The following is a 25466-nucleotide window of genomic DNA, read 5'->3' as shown; positions in this document are numbered from 1 at the left end:
AATTTTCGTGATCATTTTTTTCGGAACGATCCCGGCATTTCGTGTGTTTGCCCCTCGAGCGCCGAGGCTGAATAAGAGCTTCACATCCTGAAAAAGATCAGCACCCGGCGCCGAAACAACAAAGGAGCAAATCACTATGCGTTTTACCAAGACCCTTTTCGCTGGCCTCTTCGCTTCCACGGCCATGATCAGCGCCGCACAGGCAGATGGCAAAATGATCGGCGATGCCAATGGCGATGAACTCATCCGCCCGAGCGCTGCCGTTCAGGCCGAAGTTGAAGCAGATGCACCTGCCAAGCCTTTCGAAAAGAGCGAAGCTGTTACCGGTGATGCAAATGGCGACCGTCCGATCCTGCCAGGTGCTTCCGCTGCTGCCAATGCAGAAGCTCGTATGGACGAAGCAAAAGACGTCCCGGCACGTGGCTCCAAGGACATGGTCGGTGATCTCAACGGCGAAGAAAAGCTGAAGATCCGCCGTGAGCTGGAGAACCGCTCCGACTCATAAGTTCAGGTTCCCGAGTAACCTAAAAAAGCCGCGCAGATCCTCTGCGCGGCTTTTTGTATTTCGAACTCGTTTGCCGGAGACGCTAGCCGACTTTTCTCGCTGTCTCCAGGAAGGTGATCATTTGCCTGCGAAGTTGCTGGAGATTGATCTCCTGCTGTTGGAGATTGCTTGCGGCCCCAACGACCCTTCCGCTCACCTCATATGTCTCAGCTGTCGCGGACTGAACACCAACAATGCTTGCGGTAACGTTCGTCGCACCGGTGGCGGCATCTTCCACATTGTGGGCGATTTCCCCCGTTGCCAGGGTCTGCTGGTCCACAGCGGAGGCAATGGCAGACGAAATCTCACTGACGCGCTCAATCGCATCGCTGATCTCGGCATTGGCCTCAACCGCATTGGCTGTGACGGACTGGAGACCTGAAATCTGCGCGTTGATGTCCTCGGTCGCATTGGCCGTCTGACTGGCCAGCGCCTTGACCTCTTGCGCAACAATGGCAAAGCCTCTTCCCATCTCACCGGCCCGAGCGGCCTCGATGGTGGCGTTCAAGGCCAGCAGGTTGGTCTGGGCGGCGATGTCGTTGATCAGCTGAACCACTTCGCCGATTTTCATCGAACTGCGGGAAAGACTGTCGATTTCCCGACTCATTCTCTGCGACTTGTCCACCGCTCCACTTGCGATCTCGGCTGCAGACACGACCTGCCGGTTGATCTCCGTGATGGAGCTCGTCAGCTCTTCGGTTGAAGCGGCAACACTGTGCATGTTGGTCGAAGCTTCTTCTGCACCGGCGGCCACCATGACCGATTGCTCATTTGCTTCGGAGCAAGCCCGCGCGACATTCTCGGAAACCACATTCAGGTCACCAACGGTATCGGTCACCGACTGAACCACGTCCTGAAGCTGACCTTCGAAATCAGACCCCAGCTTGCAGAAGTCGTCGTGCTTTTCCTTGATCGACAGTGTGGCCTTGTTGATGCTGGTGGCCGCTTCCTTGAAGCTTCCAACCATCCCCTTCTCGGCAATCAGACGGAAGTGCTGGTTGCGGCCGACGTAGTCGAGGCAGGCCTTGGACTCGCGCAGGTAAGCATCTGTCCGATCTATCAGGAGATTGATCGCGTGCATGAGCTCTGCCGCTTCGCCGGTCTCTGAAATATTGGTGATCCGCGCCTCGAAATCGCCATCCGCCACAGCACGGCAGACGGATATGGCTTTTCTCAAGGAAGATTTGTTCAAGCCTGAAAACATGTCGATTGTTCCAATTGAATTGCCTGGTCACGCGGCAGAGACACCTGCCCCTCGCGGCTTGCGCGCAAATGAGGTTTTCCCAGCGTCGCGATGTATTCGTCGTAGGCGACACCTTCGCGCGCGAGCAGATCCTTCATCATCTGCTCTCCGGCCAGCATGCCGGTCTTGCGGTCCCCGTGACGCGTTTCTTCTCGAAGTAGATCGCGGTAGAGCGGGATGATTTGGTTCTCGAGGATCTCACGATCAGGAACCCTGCGGTTCGAGTGGTAACCGATGATGCGGCCTGACCTATCCCTGCTCGGGGTGACGTGGGCATAGACCCAGTAGTGATCGCCGTGCTTAGTCCGGTTGATCACATAGGCAAAGATCTCCTGCCCGGCCTCAACTGTTTGCCACAGCAGCTTGAACACGCACCGCGGCATCTGCGGATGCCGGATCAGGCTGTGCGGCTGACCGAGGACTTCCTTTTCCGTAAAGTCAGCGATCTTGAGGAAAACATCATTCGCGTAGGTGATGTGGCCCTTCAAATTGGTTTTGCTGACAATGATATCGTTGTCGCCGAAGGTTCTTTCGATCCCGGTAACCGTAACGTTTCTTGACATGACTATCTGCTGCGTTTTTCCGCGGAATATCTGGATTTTTCAGTCAGGGTGGACTGCCAGAAGTCTAGGTGACCGCGGATAAACGCTTAGTAAATTCTAACATAGCTAGTAATACTTAGAATACGTATGTACTCGCCCTTCAGAAGCGTCAGATGCCCTAGGCATAAGTGGGGTCCGCGCCTATGTTACCATCTGGGTTCCACCCCTAGCCTGCAGGCTGTATCGGCCCTTCGACGGCGCAAGTCATGGTGCTGCCGGCGTCAAAGCCCTCAACGGCCTCGGCCGCCCGAACAGCCTGCTGCCCCAAGAGCCGTGCGACCATCCAATCGCCATCCCCATTTGATAGCGCTCGGTGGCTCATTTCGCGTTTCGGGGAAATTGCCTGCGCGCCGTCACCTGCCTGCTCTGCAACAGCGAAGCGAAACACATAGGCCGGTGTCATGCCCATCCTGAGGTCCGAAACAACAATCTGATTTTCGACCATCTCGGCTTTGAAATATCCACGGCTAAACCAAACCAGCTTCTCAAAGGCCTCGTTGTCCTCAAGGCAGGCAGTCAGATCGGGACGCCGTGGATGACTATAGATTTTGGCCGGAGCATCATCATCGAGGAGCGACAGATAAAGGTTGTGATAGGTGCCGTTTTCGATGCCGATCACCTTCCAGAGAACGGAGTTGAAGGGCGCTGCGAGTGCCATCATCTGATCCGGCTCGATCCCGGCTTCGGCAAAGACGTCCCTGGCCCGGTTTTCCATATGGGATTGAACCGCGACACCAAAGCCAAGATAGGCCGTGCTGAAGACCACTGCCGCCGCTATACCGCGTGAAAAGCCCTTCGACCAATCCTTCTTGAACAATGCCCAGAGGACGATACCAAGCAGTGGCAGCGTGTAGAGCGGGTCGATGATGAAGATGGACCCGACGCCCAAGGGCTCAGGGTAAACAGGCCAGAGAAGCCGGGTGCCATAGATCGTCATTGCATCCAGCAGCGCATGGGTCGACAGGCACAGGAAGACGGCAAGCCAGGTCAACCAGCGATGATCGCGCAGGCCCTTGAACAGCCGTACCAGCCCCTCACCGATCAGAGGCGCCGCCAAGGCATGGACAAAAAGAGAATGGGTCCATCCACGGTGAAACACGAAGGTATCGACCGGATCGTCGAAGGGAATGAAAACATCCAGATCCGGAAGAGTTCCAAGAACGCCGCCCACAAGCGCTGCTTTTCTCGGGCCGAGCTTCTTGCCGAGAACGACGGTCGACACGGCGGCGCCAAGAACGAATTGTGTCAGAGAATCCATATGTGAAACGATGTCCGGATGACGACGAGCGGTCTGTTGTGGGGCAAATCTCACTCTGCCATATGCTGTAGCTGCCTGAAATTGCAAGCTTTGCTGTTTAAGCACATGCGGACAAGGGAAGACGACGGCTTTTTCAGCCGCCGCCTGCGAGCGCTTTTGCGCCTAGTTCCTTTGCTCACCCGGCAGCTGCAGGAAGTCCGAGACTGCGTCGATTACCTGCCGATGGACGACGGCCCGATCAGACCCCGCCGGGTTGTCACAGATCGGATCCTCTCCTTCCTCCTGTAGAATGAAGCGTGCCTTCTCCTTGCAAAGCGCGAGGAAAGAAAAATGGTTGGATGGCGCTATTTCAACGTGCGTGGCGTTTGGCAGGCGATCCGCCATGCCGCTGCCCTTCTGTCCAACATTGACCTGAAACGGCAGGGTCTCCTGCGATCCCAGATTGATCAGAAGCACCGATTTTTCCATGGAGGCGATGCTCTCGTCGGTAAAGGCATATGGCCAGCCCGGATCAACCGCGATGGTTCCGGCCAACCTGGGATCCGCATAGTTGCCGTCGGTCAGAGCAAAATTGACGTTTCTGAAATCAACACCGCCCTTGCCATAGAAGTCACAGCCCGGTGCTTTCGGATTGTCGGCACAATAGTCACCGATCTTGGAGGCCTTAAGCGTCAGGCCAATGCTTTGAAGGGCCGCACCACCGCCCAGCGAAAAGCCAAGTGAAAAAATTCTGGACCGGTCCACCTTCTGACCAAACTCCTGATCGTTCAGAAAAAGATCCAGAGCAGCCGACAAGTCATGAACCCGATCGGAGAAGCGTGTGGACCGCCGAGGGGAACTGTCGCCGGACGTGCTACCCGGATGATTGACCGCCAGCACCATCGCACCGCGCAGCGCCAGCTCCGACGAGAGCCAACCGAGGCTGTCCATATTGCCACCAGAGCCATGGGAGAGCACGACGAGTGGGAATTTCCCGTCAGCAATCTTTGGCCCTATGAGGGCCTTCGTGCCATGAAAAAGAGGATTGTCGCCAATCGGCACCGCATAGGTTCTGGAACCGGCAGGATACCAGACAGACCCTTGGATGAGATGGCTGCGATGACTGGCCTTGATATCAAACCGGTCATAGCCACTGAGCGTTTCGGCCTCGGCTCCCGTGACGAGGGAACCAAGAAGGCCAGCGGCGAAAAGAAGGTGTTTCATCGAATTGGTCTTTCCTGTGGTGGATCACAGGATGGAGACTGTTGAAACGTGAGACGAAATACGTCCTATATCCGGTTCAAGGTCGTCCTGAAACCGGATCTGGGACAAGGCCAACCAGGTTCAAGCGCGATCGGTGCCATGCCAGTTCTACCCATTTCGATGTTTGCCGCCCTGGTTCTGGCCTATGTCTGGCTGCGTGCGTTTCTGGCGCGAGACACGCCCGTCATGGTGCAGATCCTGATCCTGGCCTGTGCCATCCAGTCCATGATCATCTCCTTCAACCAGCACTATGGGGTCTCATGGCTTGGCCCTGTGCAACCCGTGACGGCCATGGTGATTCCAGCGCTTGCGTACCTCGCCTTCGCCAGCACCGCCATTCGTCCTCTGGCATGGAAGCGGGACTGGTTTCACGTGCTGGGTCCTGTTGCGGGCGCAATCTGTTTCTTCACCCTGCCCGATATCATGGATGGTCTGGTTGTCGCTTCCTATGTCGGCTATGCGGTGCTGCTTCTAAGAGCCACGCTTTCGGGAGCTGATGCCCTGCCCCTGATACGGCTGGAGCACGGAGACCGGCCGCTCGTTCTGTGGCGCGTCGTGGGACTGGCCTTGCTGGCGTCCGCATTCAGCGACGTGGTCATCATTGCGATCATGGCCACCGGCCAGGAGTGGCTGCGTCCCTGGGTCATCTCGATCTTTTCGTCCGGTGTCCTGCTGATGATCGGTGTCTTGAACCTGTCGGACATGCTGAAAGACACCGCCGACAAAGACAACTCAACCAAAGAGGCAGCTTCCGGCACCGGTCAGACTTCGGACCGACCTCAAGCCTATGACGCAGATCCTGACCTGTTCGCCGCGCTTGAAGACCTGATGAAGGGCGAAAAGATCTACCTTGATCCGAATCTGACGCTTGGCCGCATCGCGCGGCGCCTCAAGGTCCCTGAGAAGTTGCTTTCGGCGACGATCAACGGCTACTCGGGAGTGAATGTCTCCCGCTACATCAATACCTTCAGGATTGAACACGCTTGCCAGGAACTGAAGGCGGGGGCAAATGTCACGTCCGCCATGTACGCGAGCGGCTTCAACACCAAGTCGAACTTCAACCGCGAGTTTCTACGGGTGAAGGGCTGTCCGCCAAGCACCTGGCTCGACGCGGCCTGACGTCTCTGTTGTCAGCAGCTTTCGCGTCCAAACCAAGCCCGTTGGGCTTTCGCAACGTAAAAAGGCAGGCCCGGCGGCCTGCCTTTCCGTATTCAAATCTGCGTTTTGCGCCCGTCAGTCGACGACGCGAACGGCGCCCTTTGACGCAGAGGTCGTCAGGGCTGCATACGCCCGCAATGCTGTAGTGATCTTGCGCTTGCGCTTTTCGACCGGTTTCCAGGCCGCATCGCCCTTCAGGTCCATCTGTGTACGGCGCTCAGCCAGTTCGCCGTCAGAGAGGTCGACCTTCATCACACGGTTCGGGATATCGATGACGATGGTGTCACCTTCTTCCACGAGACCGATCGCGCCGCCCTCGGCAGCTTCAGGCGAAATGTGACCAATGGACAGCCCTGAGGAGCCGCCTGAGAAACGGCCGTCGGTGATCAGCGCACAGGCCTTGCCAAGCCCTTTGGACTTCAGATAGCTGGTCGGATAGAGCATCTCCTGCATACCAGGCCCGCCGCGCGGCCCCTCGTAGCGGATCAGCACCACATCACCCTCGTGAACCTTGCCGGTCAGGATCGCGCTCACAGCGCTGTCCTGGCTCTCAAAGATCCGGGCCGGTCCGGAGAACTTCAGGATGCTCTCATCAACGCCGGCGGTTTTCACGACACAGCCGTCTTCGGCGATGTTGCCATAAAGAACCGCGAGACCGCCGTCCTTGCTGTAGGCATGTTTGCCGTCGCGGATCACACCAGAGGTCCGATCGAGGTCGAGCTCATCCCAACGGCGCTCCTGACTGAAGGCGACCTGTGTCGGGACGCCGCCAGGAGCTGCCTTATAGAACTTGTGAACGCTTTCGGAGTTGGTCTGACAGACATCCCAGCGCGCCAAGGCTTCCTTCATGGAGGCCGAGTGGACCGTCGGATTGTCCGAGTGCAGGTGCCCTGCCCGATCCAGTTCGCCGAGGATGCCCATGATGCCGCCAGCGCGATGAACGTCTTCCATGTGGATGTTCTCGATCGCCGGTGCGACCTTGCACAGCACCGGGACCTTGCGGGACAGACGATCAATGTCATCCATCGTGAACCCCACTTCGCCTTCGTAGGACGCAGCAAGGAGATGAAGGATCGTGTTGGTCGAGCCACCCATGGAGATATCCAGGGTCATGGCGTTTTCAAAGGCCTGGAAATTGGCGATGGAGCGCGGCAGAACGCTTTCGTCATCCTGCTCGTAGTAGCGCTTCGCCAAATCGACGATCAGATGACCTGCTTCGACGAACAGCCGTTCCCGGTCCGCATGGGTTGCCAGTGTCGAGCCGTTGCCTGGCAGCGCAAGGCCGAGGGCCTCCGTAAGGCAGTTCATCGAGTTTGCCGTAAACATGCCCGAGCAAGAGCCGCAAGTCGGACAGGCGTTCTGTTCCATTTCCATCACGTCGGCATCTGATGCACTGTCATCTGCGGCCATGACCATGGCGTCGACCAAGTCAACCGCCTTCGCGACGCCGTTTTCCAGAACAACCTTGCCGGCCTCCATCGGGCCGCCAGAAACGAAGACGACCGGAATGTTCAGACGCATGGCCGCATTCAGCATGCCCGGGGTGATCTTGTCGCAGTTGGAAATGCAGACAATGGCATCGGCGCAGTGGCCGTTGACCATATATTCCACGGCATCGGCGATGACCTCGCGCGAGGGCAGCGAATAGAGCATGCCGTCATGCCCCATGGCGATGCCATCATCGACCGCAATGGTGTTGAATTCCTTTGCGATGCCACCGGCTTTTTCGACTTCCCGAGCGACCAGCTGACCAAGATCTTTCAGGTGCACATGGCCAGGCACGAACTGGGTGAAGGAGTTCGCGATGGCAATGATCGGCTTGCCGAAATCATTGTCCTTCATGCCGGTTGCGCGCCACAAGCTGCGCGCGCCCGCCATGTTGCGGCCATGGGTCGAGGTTCTTGAACGATACGGGGGCATGATCTTGCGTCCTCAAAGGTCTTCTTGTCTTTTCGGCTGTCCTCCCCGGGGAAATCCCCAAACAGCCTTTGGTCTCAACTGGTGTTTTGTCAGGTTTTTGAAAGAGGCGAAAGGGCGGAAAGCGCAAAAACAGTACGCTGCGGTACGGTTGCCATTTCACGGTTCTGAAGCTTGGGCAGGCGATGCGCTGTCTGACAGGAGGCGAGAGCGCATCTTCGGCGTATGCGGCCGATGGGGCACCGGTCTTGCGAAACAACCCATGGCAACAGCTAAAAGAGGGCCGATATACCCGTCATTTCAGACAATTATGCAGTGGTTTCTTAAGTATTGATTCATCATAAATAGGGCGACAGACATTCAGGATCGCTTTATGAAACTCGACACCCCCACCCTTTTGATGGCCGTGACGATCGCCTACTACACAGGCGCGCTCATTCTTGCGGTTCTGGCGCTCTCGCTCAGGTCGTTCCCACGCCATATTCGCCTCGGCTGGGGGTTTTGGGCGTTTGCGATGCTGCTGTCCGGCTCTTGTGCAACGCTTGTCAGCATGCGCGGATCGATTTCCGACCTGCTCAGCATCGCTCTTGCCAATGCCTTGATGCTGTTCGGCTTCGGCCTGAGACCCAATGCACTGAGCATGCTGAACCGGGATCAGGTTTCCTATCCCTGGCTGCCGTTCCTGCTCTCTTTCGGCTGGCTCGGGCTCTACCTGGTCCCGTGGTTTCGGGACGATCTGCTTGCGCGCACGCTCTACGTCAATCTCGCAAGCATCCTCGCAATGGGGCTTTGCATCCGTCAGTGCTGGCAGGCGCTCAAGACGCAGAAAATCAGTTCCTTGCTTCTGATGGCTGTCTTCACCCTCGACATTTTCGTTCGTACGAACCTGATCATGATGCACCTGGGCAGGACATTTCCGGATTTGCAGGCCAGTTTTCAGACGACGACGCTGCAGCTCACCATCATCGTGCTCATCATCGCGGTTGTGCTGAAAATCCTTGGATTGGGCATTGCAGTCTTCGAGCAGATGACAGGGACCTTTGCAGAGCAAGCAATGATCGATCCTCTGACCGGTCTTTCGAACCGACGTGCCTTTATCTCCGCGACAGAGGACCGGCACGCAAAAATGGACACGCCGGCAGCGCCCTATGCCTTGATGGTTCTCGAGATAGACGACTTGCAAGGCATCAAAGACCGTTACGGCAATGCCATGAATGATGCGCTGCTGCGTCTGCTTGGTCGCATCTGCTCGGAAACCGCCAAGACCGCTCCAGAAACCTGCCGTCTTCGCGATGATCAGTTTGCACTGTTTCTGCCGGGTGTCGCGCAGGTCGAAGCGGACGCGATCGCAACGCGGCTATCGCGCTATCTGACCGTCGAGGGAGCACGGGCTTCAGACAAGCAACTGGTGGTTACGATGAGCATCGGGCTGTTTTGCGGAAATGCCTCGGTGCCACTCAGCCGCGCGCTGGAGATCGCTGATCACTGTCTGCATCGGGCCAAGTCCAAGGGTGGAAATCAGACGGTGTTCAACAGTGGTGACGGTGAAGGACCGGTCAAGTCCGCCGCGATGGCTGCACCTTTTGCAACGCGGAAGAAGACCGTCGCCTGACGCCGGCAAATTCCTCGCCAGATACAAAACGACCGGTGCGGGAGAGGAAGACCGCACCGGTCGTTTCGTCGGCTGCCTTGCCAGTTGTGGAGGTCCATCAGGGGCAATGACGGAGGCAATGCAGCCGTAGCTTGTTGTCTTTGAAAGCTTATGAGTTAGGCGGGCTCGACCTCCGCCAGGGTCGGGTAGTCGGTGTAGCCTTCGCGGCCGCCACCATAGAAGGTGGACTGATCCCACTCATTCAACGGCGCATCCGCCTTCAGCCGTTCGACCAGGTCCGGATTGGAAATGAACGGCCGGCCAAACGCAACCAGATCGACCTTGCCGTCGGCCACTGCGTTGACGGCCATCTGGCGATCATAGCCATTGTTGCCCATGATTGGTCCGAAGAAGCGATCGTAGAGCTTTGCCAGGCTGGCCCCTTCCGGAAGATCCCGCGGACCGCCCGTCTGGCCTTCGACCACATGCAGATAGGCAAGGCCGTAGCCATCAAGCAGATCGACAACCTTGCCGAAGAGCGCCATCGGATCGCTGTCTGAAATGTCATTGGCCGCCGAGAACGGGCTGATGCGGACGCCGACCTTGCCGGCCCCGATTTCCGACGTGACCGCATCCATCACCTCTTTCAGGAAGCGTGTCCGGTTTTCAATCGAACCGCCGTAAGCATCCTCGCGCTTGTTGGCACTGTCGCGCAGAAACTGGTCGATGAGATAGCCATTTGCGGCATGCACCTCGACGCCATCGAAGCCGGCCTTCATGGCGTTGGCTGTGGCCTTGCGATAGTCCTCGACGATTGCGGGAATTTCACGAAGCTCGAGCGCGCGCGGCTGCGGCGTATCGACAAATTGCTCGCCGTCAAAGGACTTCGACTGGGCGGCGATTGCGGACGGCGCGACCGGAGAAGCACCATCAGGCTGCAACACAGGGTGTGAGATACGGCCAACGTGCCAAAGCTGGATGACGATCTTGCCGCCTTTCGCATGGACAGCGTCCGTGACCTTTTTCCAGCCTTCGATCTGAGCGTCGGAGTAAATGCCCGGTGTCCAAGCATAGCCTTTTCCCTGAGGAGAAATCTGGGAGGCTTCTGTGACCAGCAGGCCCGCGCTTGCACGTTGACCGTAATAGTCGGCATGGATCTCATAGGGGGCGTCATCTTCGGCACGTGCCCGGTTGCGCGTGAGGGGTGCCAGAACAATTCTGTTCTTCAGTTCGATTTCTCCTGCCCTGAGGGGAGAGAAAAGTTTGAGTTCGCTCATGCCGGTCTCCTCGAGACATTGCTAGTCGTATCGAGCCCATATTTTGGACCATTTAGTCCAGAATTGACCGCACCATGGGATCCTACAGGTGCCGAAAACTCCGGATGTTTACAGAAACCCTATGGCGTGAAGAGCTCACGCGCCGCGTCCAGGGCTCCTGAAATCTGCTCCGGCGGCAGGCCGGATTTGCGCAGGGTCACCGTGCCTATGGCCAAGGCCGAGAGAGCACGTGCTTTTGCGCTGGCAGACGCCGGATCGTGTGGCGAAATAGCTTGCGCAAGAAGATCCTCGATCCGCTTGAGATGATGGCGGCCAATCTCAGCCACCTCCTCCTGATGCGGGGCCAGTTCGGTGATGCAATTGACCAGCATGCAGCCGCGCGGCCCGCCAGTGGGGTCAGCAAGCGCTGTCATGATGGTCGCAACGGGATCGTCGGAAGGCTGTTCGGACAGGTCTTTCAAGGCCTCGATCGCGGCCTGCGAGTAGCTTTTCAGGGCCGCGATGAAAACACCCTGTTTTGAGCCGAAAGCCGAATAGAAGCTTGAACGGGACAGGCCCATGACGCTCGTCAGGTCGTCAAGTGATGTGACCTCATACCCCTGCCGCCAGAAAACCTGGAGCGCTGCATCAAGCACTTCGGCCTCATCGAAGGCACGAGGGCGGCCCGGGCCACATGTGGCCTTGGCAGACGCCTGCGTCTCGGAGGTTGATTGGCAACAATCCCTGATCATGGAGGGCATATTGGACCGGTCGGTTCCAAATACAAGAGCCGGGTCTAACAATTTGGACCGAGCGTTCCTATTTGCTGATCAACACTCTGTCTGCAGAGGCGAAACAGGCAAGACAAAGGTCTTTCATGATCCCCTTTTCCCTACTTGATCTCTCCCCTGTTCCGGCCGGTCACAGCGTCCGCGAGGCCCTGGCCAACACGAAAGATCTAGCTCAACACGCAGAACAGCTCGGCTACAAGCGCTACTGGATGGCGGAGCATCACAACATGCGCGGGATCGCATCAGCCGCAACTGCGGTTCTGATCGGGCATGTGGCCGGGGCCACCTCGACCATGCGCGTCGGGTCCGGCGGCATTATGCTTCCCAACCATGCGCCGCTTGTCATCGCCGAGCAGTTCGGCACTCTGGCAGAGCTTTATCCGGACCGCATAGACCTGGGCCTTGGCCGTGCGCCTGGAACGGACATGCAGACGGCCCGCGCCCTGCGCCGCTCCATGGACAATGCCGACAATTTCCCCGAGGACGTTCTGGAGCTGTTGGCCTATCTGGACGACCCAACTGATGGCACGAAAATTCTCTCAGTGCCCGGTGTAGGCACCAAAGTCCCGGTTTGGATCCTGGGCTCCAGCACCTATGGCGCGCAGATGGCGGCCCACTATGGACTCCCCTATGCTTTTGCCTCTCATTTTGCCCCGGCGGAGCTCTCCAATGCGAGCAAGATCTACCGACGCTCATTCCGCCCTTCAAAGTATCTTGAAAAGTCGCACTTCATGCTGGCCGCCAATGTCTTTGCTGCCAACACGGATGAGGAAGGTGCTTATCTGAGAACGTCCATGCAGCAGGCCTTCATCAACCTGCGCACGGGCAGACCTGGTCCCCTGCCCGCACCTGTCGCAGATCTTGAGGCCCTTGTCGGCCCGGTCGCCATTAAAATGGTGGAGGACGCCCTGCGGATCTCTGCCGTCGGAGCGCCTGAGACCGTCAAGGCAAAGCTGCTGGAGCTGATCGCGACCTATGAACCGGACGAGCTGATCTTCACCGGCCAGATCCACGACCACCAATCCCGCAAACGCTCTTTCGAGATTGCGGCGAAGGTGATGGAACAGATCAATGGCGAGCGGCAAGCAGCAGAGTGATGCCTCAGGCCCCGAGATAACGTTCGCGCAGTTCCGGAGCGGCTTTCAAGTCGGCCGTACTTCCGGTCCAAACCGTGCGGCCTTTTTCCAGGATCACGTGCCGTTCTGCGAGCTTTTCAAGCGCCGAGACATTCTTGTCGACGATCAGGATGGATTGGTCTCGGGATTTGAGGGTTTCCAGACAGGCCCAGATCTCGGCCCGCACCAGCGGTGCGAGGCCTTCGGTGGCCTCATCCAGGATCAGCAGCTTGGGATTGGTCATCAGCGCCCGGCCAATCGCAAGCATCTGCTGTTCACCGCCGGACAGCTGACTGCCGAGATTGCGACGGCGTTCTTGAAGCCGCGGAAAGAGCTCATAGACAGCGGCGAGGTCCCAGGCCCCTGTCTTTCTGGTAAGAGCGGAAGTAGCGACAAGGTTTTCCTCCACGCTCAAGGTCGGAAAGACCTGACGCCCCTCCGGCACCAGACCAAGCCCAGCCTTTGCGACCTGATAAGATGGCTGACCGGTCATGTCTCGCCCCTCGATCGCCACCTTCCCCGCCTTCGAGGCGATCATGCCCATGAGGCTCTTGATTGTTGTCGTCTTGCCCATGCCGTTGCGCCCCATAAGGGTCACAACTTCCCCGGCGAGGATGGTCAGCGACACATCAAACAGAACCTGAGCTTCTCCGTATCCGGCCTGCAGATTGTCGACCTGAAGAAGAACGCTCATGCCAGTTCCTCCTCGCCCAGATAGGCTTCGCGCACTTTGGGATCGGCTCGGATCTCGTCGGGCGCGCCACTTGCGATGATCTCGCCATAAACCAGCACGGAGATACGGTCAGCCAGTTTGAAGACCGCGTCCATGTCATGTTCGACAAGAAGCATCGGGCAGCGCTGCTTCACCGCCAGAAGGATCTCGATCAGTCTCGCGGTTTCTTCCGGCCCGGTTCCGGCCATGGGCTCGTCCAGCACCAACAGCTTGGGCTCGCCTGCAAGCGCCAGCGCCAGTTCCAGCATGCGCTTTTCGCCATGGCTGAGGTTCCCGGCGCGCAGGCTGGCCCGATCTGCCAATCCGACTTCAGTCAGGATTGACGCCGCCTTCTCGTTCAGGTCTTGGTCCCGTGCAGCGTTGCGGAAGAACCTGAACGAATGGCCCTCATGGGCCTGAACACCGAGCGCCACATTCTCGAGCACCGTAAATTCAGGCAGGATCGCAGTGATCTGAAAGGTGCGGCCGAGCCCAGCCTTGGCGCGCTCCGCGACCGACCAGCCTGTTACGTTCGTGCCGCCGAAAAGGACCTGCCCGCTGTCTGATGGCGTCGCACCGGAGATCTGGCCAATCAGGGTCGTCTTGCCCGCGCCGTTGGGGCCGATCACCGCATGGATCTCGCCAGGCAGAACCTTGAGCGAGAGGTTCCTGGTCACCTGAAGTGCGTCATAGGCCTTGTTGAGGTCTTTCAGCTCAAGGATTGGACAGGTCATTGGTCAGCCTCTCCCCTGCTCTGGCGGCCAATCTGTCCCGGGATCAGGCCCATCAGTCCGCCGCGACCATAGAGCACGACCAGAATCAGCAATGGTCCGAAGACAAGGCGCCAATGTTCCGAGTAACCAGAGAGCACCTCCTCAAGGACCATATAGGCGATGGTGCCGAGGATCGCGCCATGGAGCGAGCCAAGCCCGCCAAGGATGACCATGACGATCAACTCCCCGGACCGGTGCCAGGACATATAGGCCGGCGAGACAAATTCAGACTGATTGGCCATCAGGGCGCCCGCGACACTCGCGATCATCCCGGCGATGACATAGGCCGCCAATCGATATCGATAGGGGTCAATGCCCATGGCTTCGAGCCGGGGTTCGCTTTGTTTAGCTCCCTTCAGCACACGTCCGAACCGGGAGGCCGCAAAGGTGCGCAGCAGCAGATACGCGGCCGCAAGCACGCCGAAGACAAGATAATAGAACGATGCATCGCCTGTGAAGAGCCCGGTGCCGAAGAGTTCCGATCGGCCCCACATTGTCAGCCCGTCATCACCGCCATAGGCCGACAAGGAGGTCGCCGTAAAGTAGGCCATCTGACCGAAGGCCAGCGTGATCATGATGAAATAGACACCACGGGTTTTCAGGCTGATCGCGCCGGTGATGAGCGCAAAGAGCCCGCCTGCCGCTACCGCGAGCGGAAAGGAAATCCAGGCTTCCCAGATGTCATGCTCGGACAGGATTGCCACGGCGTAGGCGCCAAACCCGATGTAGGCGGCATGGCCGAAACTGACCATGGCGCCCAGCCCGAGGATGAAATCCAAGCTGATGGCCACGATCGCAAAAACCAGGATGCGGGTGAAAAACAAGAGGACAAAGCGGTCGTCGAAGACGTCGGCATAGGCCGGCACCAACGCCAGCGCCGCAAAGAGCGCTAGCGGCAGGATGGTGTTCTTCAGGAGGGAGCCGGTCATGCGCTGCGCACCGGAAAGAGACCACTGGGCCGGAAGAACAGAACACCGGCCATGAGGATGTATATGAGCATAGAGGCAATGGCGGGACCGACGTCATTGGCGGCGGCAGGTGGCAGCAACACCCTTGCGATGTCCGTGGCGAAGGAGCGCCCAAGCGTATCGACAAGGCCGATGATCAGTGCCGCCAGGAAGGCTCCGCGGATGGAGCCTATGCCGCCGATGACGATGACCACAAAGGCGAGGATCAGAAGGTTGTCGCCCATACCGGGCTCAACGGACAGGATCGGCGCAGCCATGATGCCGGCGAACCCGGCCAGCATGGCGCCGAAACCGAAGACGAGCATGAACAGCCGCCTGATGTTGATGCCCAGCGCCGCGACCATCTCCGGGTTTGTCGCGCCCGCGCGCACCAGCATGCCAATGCGGGTCTTGGTGACCAGCACATAGAGCAGCACCGCAACGGCAAGGCCGGTGACGATCAGCGCGATGCGAAAGACGGGATAGGCGAAATTCGCCATCAGCTGGATCGAGCCATCAAGCAATTCAGGAACCGGCAGGGAAAGCGGCGCTGCGCCCCAGAGGACCTTCACCGCCTCGTTCAGAAACAGGATCACGCCGAAGGTGGCCAGCACCTGGTCGAGGTGATCGCGGTTATAGAGATGTCGGAAAACCAGGAACTCGAGCAGAAGGCCGCAAATGAGCGCCGCGATCAGGGCGAGGGTGACCGCCAGCCAAAAGGAGCCGGTCAGCTGATAGCAGGCGACCGCCAGATAGGCCCCGAGCATGTATTGGACGCCATGAGCCAGATTGATGAAGTCCATCACCCCGAAGACGAGCGTGAGACCGGCTGCGATCAGGAACAGGAGAATGCCGAGCTGCAACCCGTTGAGGGTCTGGACGGCCAGAAGGGTGACGCTCAAGAGATTTTCCCGACAGGCAGTAGATGACGCTGCAAACAGAGAGGGTCCGAACCAATTGGTCCGGACCCTGGAATTCAGGCTTTTCGCCTTACTTCATGCGGCAGGAGCCGGCGTAGGCATCGCCAACGTCATCGAAAACCTTTTCGACGAGCTGGGTGACGTATTTGCCCTCTGCGCGCTTCACAGCCTCGACCAGGTAGAAATCCTGGATCGGGAACTGGTTGTTGTTGAAGCGGAAGTCGCCGCGAACGCTCTCAAAGGGAGCTGCTGCAAGGGCCGACAGGAGTGACTTCTTGTCCTGAACGCCACCTGCCATGGAGACCGCACCGTCGATCAGCCGGGCCGCGTCATAGCCCTGTGCCGCGTAGAGCGAGGGCGGATAACCGTATTCGGCTTCGAACGCGCGGACGAAACGAGCATTCGCTTCATTGTCGATGTCTGAGGCCCACTCGGCACCGGAGTAGAGGCCGACAGCCATGTCCTTTGTCGCCGGAAGCGTCGTCTCATCCACGGTGAAGGTCGACAGGAACGGGATTAGGTCCTTGAGACCTGCCTGGGAGTACTGCTTGACGAGATTCACGCCCATGCCGCCAGGCATGAAGGTGAAGAGCGCATCAGGCTGTTCATCGGCAATACGTGCAAGTTCGGCGGAAAAGTCCAACTGGCCGAGCTTGGTGTAGATTTCCTGCACCACCGTGCCGGAATAGTGCCGCTTGAAGCCTGCGACCGCATCCTTGCCAGCCTGGTAGTTCGGAGCCATCACGACAACCTTGCCGTAGCCCTTCTGGCTGGCGTAGCGGCCCATGACTTCGTGGTTCTGGTCATTCTGGTAGGAAGTGGAGAAGAAGTACGGGCTGCAGCCGCGACCAGCAATCGGAGACGGGCCTGCGTTGGCACCGATGAAGATTGTCTCGGACTGGATGATCGGCTTGTAGACCGCCATCATCACGTTGGAGAAAACAACGCCGGCCATGATGTCGACCTTGTCGCGCTCCAGAAGCCCCTGAACCTTGGTGATTGCACCGTCTGGTTTGAGCTCATCATCGACCACGATGACTTCCGTCTCGATGCCGCCCAACCGGCCGTTGGCCTGCTTCACACCCAGCAGGAAGCCGTCACGCATGTGTTGGCCAAGGACTGCAGGCGGACCGGACAGCGTCGCCAGGAAACCGACTTTGAGGCCTTCTGCAGCGGCCGGCGCGACGGTGCCGGTCAGAACGGCAGCGCCCAGTCCGGCGCCAAGCGTCAGGGCGGACAAGATACGTTTCATGAATTGATCCCCTTGTGATCGGTGTCACCACGGCCGCATCAGGTGGGTTTCAAATCCCGTTTGCCCTGCCCGGCTCTTTGTTCGCTAGCATTTAAAGAGTAAAACTATCCGGATGTTAAGCCCTTGGCTGACAATCTTCATCAAGAATGTCCGCCGCAAGCCCTGCGCAATCCATGCGATGTACCGGTGGAGAGCGTCCAACACGGCATGAGGATAGCTGCATGCGCCCTTCCGGCAAGTCCAGAAGACAGACCCGCAAGTTCAGTTGCATGGCCCTTCTTGCCGCAGCGTTGATGAGCCCTTATGCGTCTACGGCCGTGATGGCCGATAGCTTGCCGGAGCCAGACGCGCTTCCAATCCCACTGCCTGCCGTGCCTCAAGGACCGAACTGCGACGCCTATGCGCGCGGCTATGCGGACAGTTATCGCGGCAACGGCGATCCAACCGGCGATATCGTCGCGGGCGGCATGGAAGGTGCAGTTGCCGGTGGCGTGTGGAGAGGCCCAGGCGGAGCTCGCCGGGGTGCAAGGGCAGGCGGTGCGTTGGCCGTGCTCGACAATCTCGCGGCCTATCCTGGCGGCTGGCAGGCCCTTTACGACATGGCTTATCAGATTTGCCGAAACGAGACTTCCGGCGTGACGCACAGACCAAGCACACTGGGCGACCCTTCCGTCAACTGCCGCTCTCGTGCCGGTGTGGCCAGCAGCAGTTCGCGGGCGCCATTAGGCGCAAGATCCGGCGCTTCCGGTCTCAACTGCCGCTAGCGGCCGAACTCACTAAATCTCCTTCGGCGACTGACCTCGGACGACTTGCATCGACAGCTAGGTCATCTTGGAATTATTCTATAATTCAACTTGCTGAATTATTGCATTGCACAAATCATTATCTTGCCCGGCCTTCAGGACAACTTCTCAATTATGCACTTGATCTAACGACTGCTTTCAGGAAAAATCGGAACTTGGGAGAATTTAAATCGTTTTAATTTTGCTCTGGGAGGAACATTTATGACCACTAAAATCAGCAGAAGAGCTGTGCTTGCGACCAGTGTTGTTGCGGCAACCCTGATGGCTTTCGGCGCCCCGGCATTCGCCAAGGCCGAGAAGTCTCTCAAGTGGGCACATGTCTATGAAACGACTGAGCCTTACCACAATTGGGCTGTCTGGGCAGGTGAGGAGCTGGCCAAACGGACCGACAATCGCTACGACATCGAGGTTTTCCCGGCGTCTTCACTCGGCAAGGAAACCGACATCAATGAAGGCCTCGGGCTTGGCACGGTAGACATCATTTACACCGGGCAATCCTTCGCCGGCCGGTCTTTCGGTCCGATGGCCATCGGCGGCACACCTTACATGTTCCGCGATTATGATCACTGGGCAGCCTATCGCGATTCCGAGCTTTTCCAGGAGATGGCCAGCGGCTATCTGGATGCTTCGGGCAATCATGCCATCACCCTGACCTACTATGGCCAGCGTCACGTGACGTCCAACAAGCCGATTCTCAGCCCGGACGACATGAAGGGCCTCAAGATCCGCGTGCCCAATGCGCCGCTTTATATGATGTTCCCGAAGGGCGCCGGTGCCAACCCGACACCAATCGCGTTCTCCGAAGTCTATTTGGCTCTGCAGCAGGGCACGGTTGATGCACAGGAAAATCCGCTGACCACCATTCAGGCCAAGAAGTTCTACGAGGTACAGTCGAACATCAACCTGACCGGTCACATCACGGATTCTCTGCTGACCATCGTTGGCGGTCCGGCTCGCGACCAGATGGACGATGCGGATTACCAGATCCTGGTCGAGGTCCTCAAGGAGGCAGCCGCCGGCTGCACCGCCGACATTCAGCAGAATGAAGCGTCTCTGGCTGACTGGTTCACCGAACAGGGCAACACCGTCAACGTTGTTGACCGTGCTCCGTTCCGTGAAGTGACAATGCCGCTTCACAACGGTCCTGACGCAACCTGGACAAAAGAGCAGTACGACGCGCTTCAGGCACTTTAAGAACCAACTTTGGTCCGGGCCTATCGTGCCCGGACCTTCCCACCTCGTCACATTTCTCTGAATCACGGTTCCAAGTCGGGGAGTGCTGCATGACCGCACCCGGTATGCCGCAGCATCAGATTGAACTGGAAGAAGAGCAGATCGACCTCAGCGACCTTCGCTGGCACGACAGCCTCGTTCTTCTGGTTTTCTGGTTGCTCTTTTCTGTTGTCTTTCTTCAATTCTTCACACGTTACGTTCTCAACGACTCTCTCGGCTGGACCGAGGAGATCGCACGCTACCTGCTGATCGCCGTGACCTTCATCGGAGCCGTGATGGCCGTGCGCAAGGAAAGCATGATCGCGGTCGAAATCTTCTATCGCTGGTTTCCCAGAGGCCTCCGCCGGGCGCTTCAATTCGGTGTCGATCTGGTCTCCATCATCTTCTACGGCACAATGGCCATGACCTGCATGCGGCTCGCGCAGCGGACGCGGCAGAAGATGGTCTCGATCGAAGTCAGCAAGTCCTATGTCTACTGGGGCGTTTCCATCTGCTTTGCCTGCATGTGTCTTCTGGCCATCTGGATCCTCATCAAGCATCTGCGCACTGGCACCAGCCACCTGATCGATCCGGAGCAACCGGACGAACCTGCCACCGGATCGGAGTGAACGCATGGCGCTTCTCATGCTTTTTGGCCTGTTGTTCGGCCTTATCATCGTGGGCGTGCCCGTTGGCATCGCGCTCGCCGGATCCTCCCTCGCCTTCATTCTGGTAACGGGCCAAGTCCCCGATGTCGTCGTCGTGCACCGGATGATCAACGGGGTCGACAGTTTTGCACTTCTGGCCGTGCCCTTTTTCATCTTGGCCGGCAACCTCATGAACACGGCCGGCATCACCAACCGGATCTTCGCCTTCGCGCGGGCCATGATCGGCTGGATGCGGGGCGGGCTTGGCCATGTGAACATCGGTGCATCGGTTATCTTCGCCGGAATGTCGGGCGCAGCTGTCGCTGATGCTGGTGGTCTCGGAGCCATCGAGATCAAGGCGATGCGTGATGCGAAATATGATCCGGGGTTTGCCGTTGGCATCACGGCGGCGTCGTCGACCATCGGACCGATCATCCCCCCGTCCTTGCCCATGGTGATCTATGGCGTCATGGCAGGAGCCTCCATCGGCCAGTTGTTTGCTGCCGGTTTCATTCCTGGCCTGCTGATGGCTGTCGCTCTGATGATCATGGTCGCGTGGTATGCCCGTAGCCGCAATTACCCCCGGGACCAGGCATTTCACTGGAACGTGCTTGGCGTCACCTTCAAGCAGGCTTTCCTGTCTCTGCTCACGCCGGTCATTATCGTAGGCGGCATCTTGTTCGGCGTCTTTACGCCGACCGAAGCTGCAATCGCCGCCTGTGCATGGGCCTTGTTCCTGGGCGTCATCGTCTACCGGACATTGACCCTGAAACGCTTCCTCAGGGTCTCTTTCGACACCATTGAGACGACATCCGTGGTGCTCTTCATCGTCGCAGGCGCTTCGATCTTCGCCTGGATCCTGACGTCGAACCGGGTGACAGAACAGTTCGCGGGCCTCATCCTTCAGGTCTCGGAGAACCCGATCATCGTTCTGGCATTGATCAACGTGATCCTGATCGTCGTCGGCTGTTTCCTGGAGACGGTTGCCGCCATCACGATCCTTGTTCCGGTGCTGCTTCCGATCGTCACCCATGTGGGCGTTGACCCGGTGCATTTCGGCGTCGTCATGGTCCTGAACCTGATGATCGGTCTGCTGACACCGCCGGTTGGCATGGTGCTCTACGTGCTATCGCGCGTGTCGAAGATCCCCTTCGAGCGCTGCCTTTCGGCCACCATGCCGTTTCTGGTGCCGCTCGTTCTGGTGCTGCTGCTGGTTACCTTCGTCCCGGCCCTGTCCATGTGGTTGCCGACGCTGATCTACCGCTAGCGGCAATCCGTCGATCAAATCAGATGGGGCGGTCTAAGGACCGCCCCAGTTGGTGGAGAAGATGCGCAAGACGGTTGACCTTGCTGACGTGTCACCGTCAACTAGGGGCAATATGCTCGTCGCGTTCATTGCCGCCACTGCATTTTCCTTTGACCAGAGAGATTTCATGACCCGCGCCAGATTGTTCGCTCCAATCACCGCCCTTGTCCTTGCCGCGACTGCACCGGCGGCTCATGCCGCTCAATGTGGCGGCGATTTCCGCCAATTCCTGGCTGGCGTCAAGCAGGAGGCGCTGTCCATGGGCCTTTCCGCCCGCGCTGCCGACCGGACACTTGGCAACGCGCAGATCGATCGAAAAGTCCTGTCGCGGGATCGGGCCCAGGGCGTCTTCAAGCTCGACTTTCTGACGTTTTCCAAGCGTGCAATTTCCGGCTATCGCATGAAAAACGGCGCAGCCAGAATGAAACAGTTCGGCGGTGTCTTCAGCCGCGCCGAGAGCGAATACGGCGTACCTGCGCCGGTCATCACTGCCTTTTGGGCCCTGGAAACAGACTTCGGCGCCGTGCAGGGCGACTTCAACACGGTCAACGCCCTGGCAACGCTCGCCCACGATTGCCGCCGCCCGGAGCTGTTTCGTCCGCAGCTGATTGCTGCCATCCACATGGTGCAAAACGGCGATCTGGATCCACGGACCATGACCGGCGCCTGGGCTGGCGAAATCGGTCAGGTTCAGATGCTGCCCGAAGACATCATCAAGTTCGGCAAGGACGGGGATGGAGATGGCCACGTCAACCTGAAGGCCAGCTCGTCCGACGCGATTTTGACCGCGGCTGCATTCATCCAGAACCTCGGGTGGCAACGCGGACAGCCCTGGCTGCAGGAGGTCACCCTGCCTTCAAACTTCGCCTGGGAAACGACCGGTCTGGGCAAGCGCAAGAACGGCAGTGACTGGGCCCGCATGGGCGTCAAAGCCCGCAGCGGCAAGATTTCGAACCTGCCGGCCTCGCTGATCCTGCCACAGGGCCGGAAGGGACCAAAGTTCCTCGCCTATCCGAACTACAACATCTATCTGGAATGGAACCAGTCGTTCATTTACACGACATCCGCGGCCTATTTTGCAACGCGCCTTGCCGGCGCGCCGCGTTATGATGCGGGAAGCCCGGACAAGGGGCTGTCGGATGCCCAAATGAAGCAGCTTCAGACCAAGCTCAAGTCGATGGGATACGATGTCGGCAAGGTAGATGGCATCCTCGGCAGCAATACCCGCGACGCGGTGCAGAACGTTCAAAAGCAACTCGGCATGCCCGCCGACGCCTGGCCGACGCCTGCGCTTCTGTCAAAGCTCTAGGAGAGGCTTACGTTGCTTCCAGGCCGAGGCGCGAGCGGAAACGGGCGAGTTCGGAACCGGTTGCGGCCTCACCACAGAAAATGCGTACATAGGCGGGAACGCGTGCGATGCGTTCCTGCATAGGTTCGCGCACCTGCATGGAAATATACCCGATCTGAGTGAGATAGACCGTGCGCGCCCGAGCGTCGGCTTCCGCCTCCTCAAAGCCTTGCCGCTGCAACAACCGAACGAGTGCGGCAAGACGCAGTTCGTCGGTGCTGTTGACCCGCGACATCACCTCGTCTGACTGCAGGGCCCAGCCACGGACCGCAAATTCAAGCTTTGGATCAAAGGCCTCCTGCTCCAGAAAGCAGTGAATCACGTTGAGCATGCCCTCGGCCGGCGTCTCCGCATAGGCCTCGCTTGCCTTGACCAGTGCCGTCGTGTTTTTCCCGTCCCAGTGATCCAGCAAAGCTGCCAGCAAAGACGTGCGGTTTTCAAAGAACCAGTAGAAGCTTGTGCGCGAGAGGTTGAGCTGGCTCGCTAGCGGCTGAATTTTCACCGCATCCACGCCGCCTTCCATCAGCGCGGACAGCGCAGCCTTCAGCCAGAGGTCTCGTGAGCCACGCCAGCCTGCGTCTTTGGTGGCCACGTCCCTGGTGGCCGCGTCTTTCGCTGCGACCGGCCTGCTGTCTTCGATATCCATAGTGCCTTCTATAGGCGATTTCCGCCGCGCGACGCAACAAAACCGACATCAATGACCATAAACTTGACAGTCATGTATATTTTCAATTCTACTTTGGATGTCTTTAGCCGAAGCCGAGGCCCACATGTCCAGCGATCCCCTCCTCCAGCCATTCCAGCTCAAGCATCTGACACTGCGCAACCGGGTGATGATCACGTCCCACGAGCCTGCCTATCCCGAAGACGGCATGCCCAAGGACACCTATCGCGCCTATCACGTGGAACGGGCAAAGGCAGGTGTTGCGCTCACCATGACCGCGGGCTCGGCATCCGTCTCGAGGGACAGTCCGCCGGTCTTCAACAACATCCTGGCCTGGAAAGACGAAGTCGTCGGCTGGATGAAGAAACTCACCGACGAGTGCCACGATCACGGCGCGGCGGTGATGATCCAGCTGACCCATCTGGGTCGGCGGACCCGTTGGGACAAGGCTGATTGGCTGCCGGTCATTTCGGCGGGCCACGAGCGTGAACCAGCACACCGGGCCTTTCCCAAACAGGCCGAGGACTGGGACATCGCGCGGATCATCACGGATTATGCAGATGCTGCAGAGCGCATGAAAGCAGCTGGGCTGGACGGGATCGAGCTGGAATCCTACGGCCATCTGGTCGAACAATTTGCCTCCCCGCTGACCAACAATCTCGACGCCCCCTATGGCGGCGACCTCGACAACCGGATGCGGTTCACTTTCGACATCCTACGGGCGATCCGGGAGCGTGTCGGGACTGAATTCATCGTTGGCATCCGGTATTCGGGGGATGAGGACCTGCCCGGCGGCCTCACCAAGGAAGACGGCATGGAGATCTCCCACAAGCTGAAGAACAGCGGGTTGGTGGACTTCCTCAACATCATCCGGGGGCACATCGATACCGACCCCGGATTAACCGATGTCATCCCCGTTCAGGGCATGCGCAATGCGCCGCATCTTGATTTCGCGGGCGAGATACGCGCGGCAACAAGGTTCCCGACGTTCCACGCGGCCAAGATCCCCGATGTCGCCACCGCGCGTCACGCTATCGCCAGCGGCAAGCTCGACATGGTCGGCATGACGCGGGCGCATATGACCGACCCTCATATTGTCGCCAAGATCCTGGCCGGTGAAGAGGAACGAATCCGGCCCTGTGTCGGAGCCAACTACTGCCTCGATCGCATTTATCAGGGCGGCGCTGCCTATTGCATTCACAACCCGTCAACCGGACGCGAATTGCAGCAGCCGCATCAGATCGCAAAGTCGGAGGTGCCCAAACGCGTTGTCATCGTCGGCGCCGGGCCTGCGGGCCTGGAGGCTGCACGTGTTTCAGCCGAACGTGGACATGAAGTCATCGTTCATGAAGCTGCCAACAACCCCGGCGGCCAGATCCGCCTGACGTCGCTGAGCGAACGACGCCGAGAGATGATCTCCATCATCGACTGGCGTTTCCAGGAGTGCACACGCCTCGGAGTCACATTTCGCTTCAACAGCTTTGTTGACGCATCCACCGCTCTCGAAGACGACCCGGATGTGATTGTCATCGCGACCGGTGGCCTGCCGCATACCGAAGTGCTCCAGTCCGGCAATGAGCTGGTCGTTTCGGCCTGGGATATCCTGTCGGGCGACGTCAAGCCTGGGTCGAATGTCCTGGTTTATGATGACGCAGGCGATCACTCCGGCCTTATGGCGGCGGAAAAAATCGCGGCAACCGGCGCGAAGGTGGAAATCATGACACCGGACCGGTCCTTCGCCCCCGAAGTCATGGCGATGAACCTCGTCCCTTACATGCGATCCCTGCAAAAGCTCGACACGACATTCACCGTGACGTGGCGGCTTCAGTCGGCAAGCCGTGACGGCAACGAACTTCTGGCCGAGGTTGGCAGCGATTACGGCGACTTCACGCGGCAAAGACGGCTCGACCAGATCGTGGTCAATCACGGCACACGGCCGCTGGATGAGCTCTATTTCGAGCTGAGGCCAGGCGCGTCGAACCTGGGAGAAGTGGACTATCAATCCCTCATTGACAGTGCGGCTCAGACGGTTTCATCGAACCCGGACGGCAGCTATCAGCTGTTCCGCATCGGCGACGCTGTGGCGGCCCGCAACACGCACGCGGCCGTCTATGACGGATTGCGCCTGGCCAGGACGCTTTAAGCAACGACCGAGGGCGGCGCTG

At 58.7% G+C, this 25466-nt stretch carries 22 protein-coding genes and 1 pseudogene; 10 read left to right on the top strand and 13 right to left on the bottom strand.

Annotated features, from left to right (window positions below; translation table 11 throughout):
- Window positions 1-136: 136 nt before the first annotated feature.
- The gene (locus IG617_RS01470; protein ID WP_192106660.1) at window positions 137-505 is read left to right on the top strand and encodes a hypothetical protein; all 369 of its coding nucleotides are present in this window, start codon (window positions 137-139) and stop codon (window positions 503-505) included.
- Between the two features lie 82 nt (window positions 506-587).
- On the opposite strand, the gene IG617_RS01465 is transcribed toward IG617_RS01470, so the two are convergent.
- The 4 genes and pseudogenes from IG617_RS01465 to IG617_RS01450 all read right to left on the bottom strand — a co-directional run bounded on the left by IG617_RS01465 (window position 588) and on the right by IG617_RS01450 (window position 4850).
- Window positions 588-1748: a methyl-accepting chemotaxis protein gene (locus IG617_RS01465; RefSeq protein WP_192106658.1), complete on the bottom strand. Its 1161-nt coding sequence runs from the start codon at window positions 1746-1748 to the stop codon at window positions 588-590.
- Window positions 1749-1828: 80 nt separating this feature from the next.
- Window positions 1829-2350: pseudogene (locus IG617_RS01460) on the bottom strand (PAS domain-containing protein); the annotation flags it as partial.
- A gap of 205 nt (window positions 2351-2555) precedes the next feature.
- On the bottom strand, window positions 2556-3647 hold the full coding sequence (locus tag IG617_RS01455) for a metal-dependent hydrolase (protein ID WP_192106654.1): 1092 nt from the start codon (window positions 3645-3647) through the stop codon (window positions 2556-2558).
- Window positions 3648-3809: 162 nt separating this feature from the next.
- Entirely contained in the window at window positions 3810-4850 is a 1041-nt protein-coding gene (locus IG617_RS01450) for an alpha/beta hydrolase family protein (RefSeq protein ID WP_192106653.1), read from the bottom strand.
- A 48-nt stretch (window positions 4851-4898) separates the two neighbouring features.
- Here IG617_RS01450 and IG617_RS21875 point away from each other — a divergent pair, with 48 nt between their 5' ends.
- Entirely contained in the window at window positions 4899-6008 is a 1110-nt protein-coding gene (locus tag IG617_RS21875; RefSeq protein ID WP_192106652.1) for a helix-turn-helix domain-containing protein, read from the top strand.
- A gap of 114 nt (window positions 6009-6122) precedes the next feature.
- Here the strand turns inward: IG617_RS21875 and ilvD are convergent, their stop codons facing one another.
- Window positions 6123-7967, bottom strand: coding sequence for a dihydroxy-acid dehydratase (ilvD, locus tag IG617_RS01440; protein ID WP_192106651.1), 1845 nt, complete (start codon window positions 7965-7967; stop codon window positions 6123-6125).
- Between the two features lie 370 nt (window positions 7968-8337).
- Here ilvD and IG617_RS01435 point away from each other — a divergent pair, with 370 nt between their 5' ends.
- Complete coding sequence (locus IG617_RS01435; RefSeq protein WP_192106650.1) at window positions 8338-9576, top strand: GGDEF domain-containing protein; 1239 nt, start codon at window positions 8338-8340, stop codon at window positions 9574-9576.
- 155 nt (window positions 9577-9731) lie between these two features.
- Here IG617_RS01435 and IG617_RS01430 read toward each other — a convergent pair whose 3' ends face one another.
- Together IG617_RS01430 and IG617_RS01425 are read right to left on the bottom strand one after the other, a co-directional pair.
- Window positions 9732-10832, bottom strand: a complete 1101-nt coding sequence (locus tag IG617_RS01430) for an alkene reductase (protein ID WP_192106649.1) — start codon at window positions 10830-10832, stop codon at window positions 9732-9734.
- A gap of 119 nt (window positions 10833-10951) precedes the next feature.
- Window positions 10952-11563 carry a TetR/AcrR family transcriptional regulator gene (locus IG617_RS01425; RefSeq protein ID WP_192106648.1) on the bottom strand — a complete coding sequence of 204 codons (612 nt, stop codon included), beginning with the start codon at window positions 11561-11563 and terminating at the stop codon, window positions 10952-10954.
- Window positions 11564-11688: 125 nt separating this feature from the next.
- Between IG617_RS01425 and IG617_RS01420 the strand changes: the two genes are divergently transcribed.
- Complete coding sequence (locus tag IG617_RS01420) at window positions 11689-12699, top strand: LLM class flavin-dependent oxidoreductase (RefSeq protein ID WP_192106646.1); 1011 nt, start codon at window positions 11689-11691, stop codon at window positions 12697-12699.
- 4 nt (window positions 12700-12703) lie between these two features.
- Here IG617_RS01420 and IG617_RS01415 read toward each other — a convergent pair whose 3' ends face one another.
- The 5 genes from IG617_RS01415 to IG617_RS01395 all read right to left on the bottom strand — a co-directional run bounded on the left by IG617_RS01415 (window position 12704) and on the right by IG617_RS01395 (window position 17321).
- Window positions 12704-13411, bottom strand: a complete 708-nt coding sequence (locus IG617_RS01415) for an ABC transporter ATP-binding protein (RefSeq protein ID WP_192106644.1) — start codon at window positions 13409-13411, stop codon at window positions 12704-12706.
- Complete coding sequence (locus IG617_RS01410) at window positions 13408-14163, bottom strand: ABC transporter ATP-binding protein (protein ID WP_192106641.1); 756 nt, start codon at window positions 14161-14163, stop codon at window positions 13408-13410. The genes IG617_RS01415 and IG617_RS01410 overlap by 4 nt, the downstream gene beginning before the upstream one ends.
- Window positions 14160-15131 carry a branched-chain amino acid ABC transporter permease gene (locus IG617_RS01405; protein WP_192106639.1) on the bottom strand — a complete coding sequence of 324 codons (972 nt, stop codon included), beginning with the start codon at window positions 15129-15131 and terminating at the stop codon, window positions 14160-14162. Before IG617_RS01405 ends, IG617_RS01410 begins: the two co-directional genes overlap by 4 nt.
- The gene (locus tag IG617_RS01400) at window positions 15128-16051 is read right to left on the bottom strand and encodes a branched-chain amino acid ABC transporter permease (RefSeq protein ID WP_192106637.1); all 924 of its coding nucleotides are present in this window, start codon (window positions 16049-16051) and stop codon (window positions 15128-15130) included. Before IG617_RS01400 ends, IG617_RS01405 begins: the two co-directional genes overlap by 4 nt.
- 88 nt (window positions 16052-16139) lie before the next feature.
- A complete protein-coding gene (locus tag IG617_RS01395) occupies window positions 16140-17321 on the bottom strand; it encodes an ABC transporter substrate-binding protein (RefSeq protein ID WP_192106635.1) in 1182 nt (393 codons plus the stop codon).
- Window positions 17322-17542: 221 nt separating this feature from the next.
- Here IG617_RS01395 and IG617_RS01390 point away from each other — a divergent pair, with 221 nt between their 5' ends.
- The 5 genes from IG617_RS01390 (at window position 17543) to IG617_RS01370 (ending at window position 22598) form a co-directional block, all read left to right on the top strand.
- Complete coding sequence (locus IG617_RS01390) at window positions 17543-18085, top strand: hypothetical protein (RefSeq protein ID WP_209008200.1); 543 nt, start codon at window positions 17543-17545, stop codon at window positions 18083-18085.
- Between the two features lie 240 nt (window positions 18086-18325).
- The gene (locus IG617_RS01385) at window positions 18326-19318 is read left to right on the top strand and encodes a sialic acid TRAP transporter substrate-binding protein SiaP (RefSeq protein WP_192106633.1); all 993 of its coding nucleotides are present in this window, start codon (window positions 18326-18328) and stop codon (window positions 19316-19318) included.
- Between the two features lie 89 nt (window positions 19319-19407).
- Window positions 19408-19965, top strand: coding sequence for a TRAP transporter small permease (locus IG617_RS01380; protein WP_192106631.1), 558 nt, complete (start codon window positions 19408-19410; stop codon window positions 19963-19965).
- 4 nt (window positions 19966-19969) lie between these two features.
- Window positions 19970-21250, top strand: coding sequence for a TRAP transporter large permease (locus IG617_RS01375; RefSeq protein WP_153769724.1), 1281 nt, complete (start codon window positions 19970-19972; stop codon window positions 21248-21250).
- Window positions 21251-21416: 166 nt separating this feature from the next.
- Window positions 21417-22598, top strand: a complete 1182-nt coding sequence (locus tag IG617_RS01370; protein ID WP_254170420.1) for a lytic murein transglycosylase — start codon at window positions 21417-21419, stop codon at window positions 22596-22598.
- Window positions 22599-22605: 7 nt separating this feature from the next.
- On the opposite strand, the gene IG617_RS01365 is transcribed toward IG617_RS01370, so the two are convergent.
- Window positions 22606-23283 carry a TetR/AcrR family transcriptional regulator gene (locus IG617_RS01365; protein ID WP_192106629.1) on the bottom strand — a complete coding sequence of 226 codons (678 nt, stop codon included), beginning with the start codon at window positions 23281-23283 and terminating at the stop codon, window positions 22606-22608.
- 124 nt (window positions 23284-23407) lie between these two features.
- Between IG617_RS01365 and IG617_RS01360 the strand changes: the two genes are divergently transcribed.
- Window positions 23408-25444: an NADH:flavin oxidoreductase gene (locus IG617_RS01360; protein ID WP_192106628.1), complete on the top strand. Its 2037-nt coding sequence runs from the start codon at window positions 23408-23410 to the stop codon at window positions 25442-25444.
- Window positions 25445-25466 lie beyond the last annotated feature (22 nt).

This window comes from Roseibium polysiphoniae (assembly GCF_014842925.1).
In the GTDB taxonomy this organism is placed as follows: domain Bacteria; phylum Pseudomonadota; class Alphaproteobacteria; order Rhizobiales; family Stappiaceae; genus Roseibium; species Roseibium polysiphoniae.
The sequence above is the reverse complement of the archived record's forward strand: the minus strand, read 5'-3'. Positions and strand labels throughout refer to the sequence as shown.

Excerpts from the sequence above, each read along its gene's own strand:
- IG617_RS01470 (WP_192106660.1), top strand. The coding sequence starts at position 137 with ATGCGTTTTACCAAGACCCTTTTCGCTGGCCTCTTCGCTTCCACGGCC.
- IG617_RS01465 (WP_192106658.1), bottom strand. The coding sequence starts at position 1,748 with ATGTTTTCAGGCTTGAACAAATCTTCCTTGAGAAAAGCCATATCCGTC.
- IG617_RS01455 (WP_192106654.1), bottom strand. The coding sequence starts at position 3,647 with ATGGATTCTCTGACACAATTCGTTCTTGGCGCCGCCGTGTCGACCGTC.
- IG617_RS01450 (WP_192106653.1), bottom strand. The coding sequence starts at position 4,850 with ATGAAACACCTTCTTTTCGCCGCTGGCCTTCTTGGTTCCCTCGTCACG.
- ilvD (WP_192106651.1), bottom strand. The coding sequence starts at position 7,967 with ATGCCCCCGTATCGTTCAAGAACCTCGACCCATGGCCGCAACATGGCG.
- IG617_RS01435 (WP_192106650.1), top strand. The coding sequence starts at position 8,338 with ATGAAACTCGACACCCCCACCCTTTTGATGGCCGTGACGATCGCCTAC.
- IG617_RS01430 (WP_192106649.1), bottom strand. The coding sequence starts at position 10,832 with ATGAGCGAACTCAAACTTTTCTCTCCCCTCAGGGCAGGAGAAATCGAA.
- IG617_RS01425 (WP_192106648.1), bottom strand. The coding sequence starts at position 11,563 with ATGATCAGGGATTGTTGCCAATCAACCTCCGAGACGCAGGCGTCTGCC.
- IG617_RS01420 (WP_192106646.1), top strand. The coding sequence starts at position 11,689 with ATGATCCCCTTTTCCCTACTTGATCTCTCCCCTGTTCCGGCCGGTCAC.
- IG617_RS01415 (WP_192106644.1), bottom strand. The coding sequence starts at position 13,411 with ATGAGCGTTCTTCTTCAGGTCGACAATCTGCAGGCCGGATACGGAGAA.
- IG617_RS01410 (WP_192106641.1), bottom strand. The coding sequence starts at position 14,163 with ATGACCTGTCCAATCCTTGAGCTGAAAGACCTCAACAAGGCCTATGAC.
- IG617_RS01405 (WP_192106639.1), bottom strand. The coding sequence starts at position 15,131 with ATGACCGGCTCCCTCCTGAAGAACACCATCCTGCCGCTAGCGCTCTTT.
- IG617_RS01395 (WP_192106635.1), bottom strand. The coding sequence starts at position 17,321 with ATGAAACGTATCTTGTCCGCCCTGACGCTTGGCGCCGGACTGGGCGCT.
- IG617_RS01390 (WP_209008200.1), top strand. The coding sequence starts at position 17,543 with ATGCGCCCTTCCGGCAAGTCCAGAAGACAGACCCGCAAGTTCAGTTGC.
- IG617_RS01385 (WP_192106633.1), top strand. The coding sequence starts at position 18,326 with ATGACCACTAAAATCAGCAGAAGAGCTGTGCTTGCGACCAGTGTTGTT.
- IG617_RS01380 (WP_192106631.1), top strand. The coding sequence starts at position 19,408 with ATGACCGCACCCGGTATGCCGCAGCATCAGATTGAACTGGAAGAAGAG.
- IG617_RS01375 (WP_153769724.1), top strand. The coding sequence starts at position 19,970 with ATGGCGCTTCTCATGCTTTTTGGCCTGTTGTTCGGCCTTATCATCGTG.
- IG617_RS01370 (WP_254170420.1), top strand. The coding sequence starts at position 21,417 with ATGACCCGCGCCAGATTGTTCGCTCCAATCACCGCCCTTGTCCTTGCC.
- IG617_RS01365 (WP_192106629.1), bottom strand. The coding sequence starts at position 23,283 with ATGGATATCGAAGACAGCAGGCCGGTCGCAGCGAAAGACGCGGCCACC.
- IG617_RS01360 (WP_192106628.1), top strand. The coding sequence starts at position 23,408 with ATGTCCAGCGATCCCCTCCTCCAGCCATTCCAGCTCAAGCATCTGACA.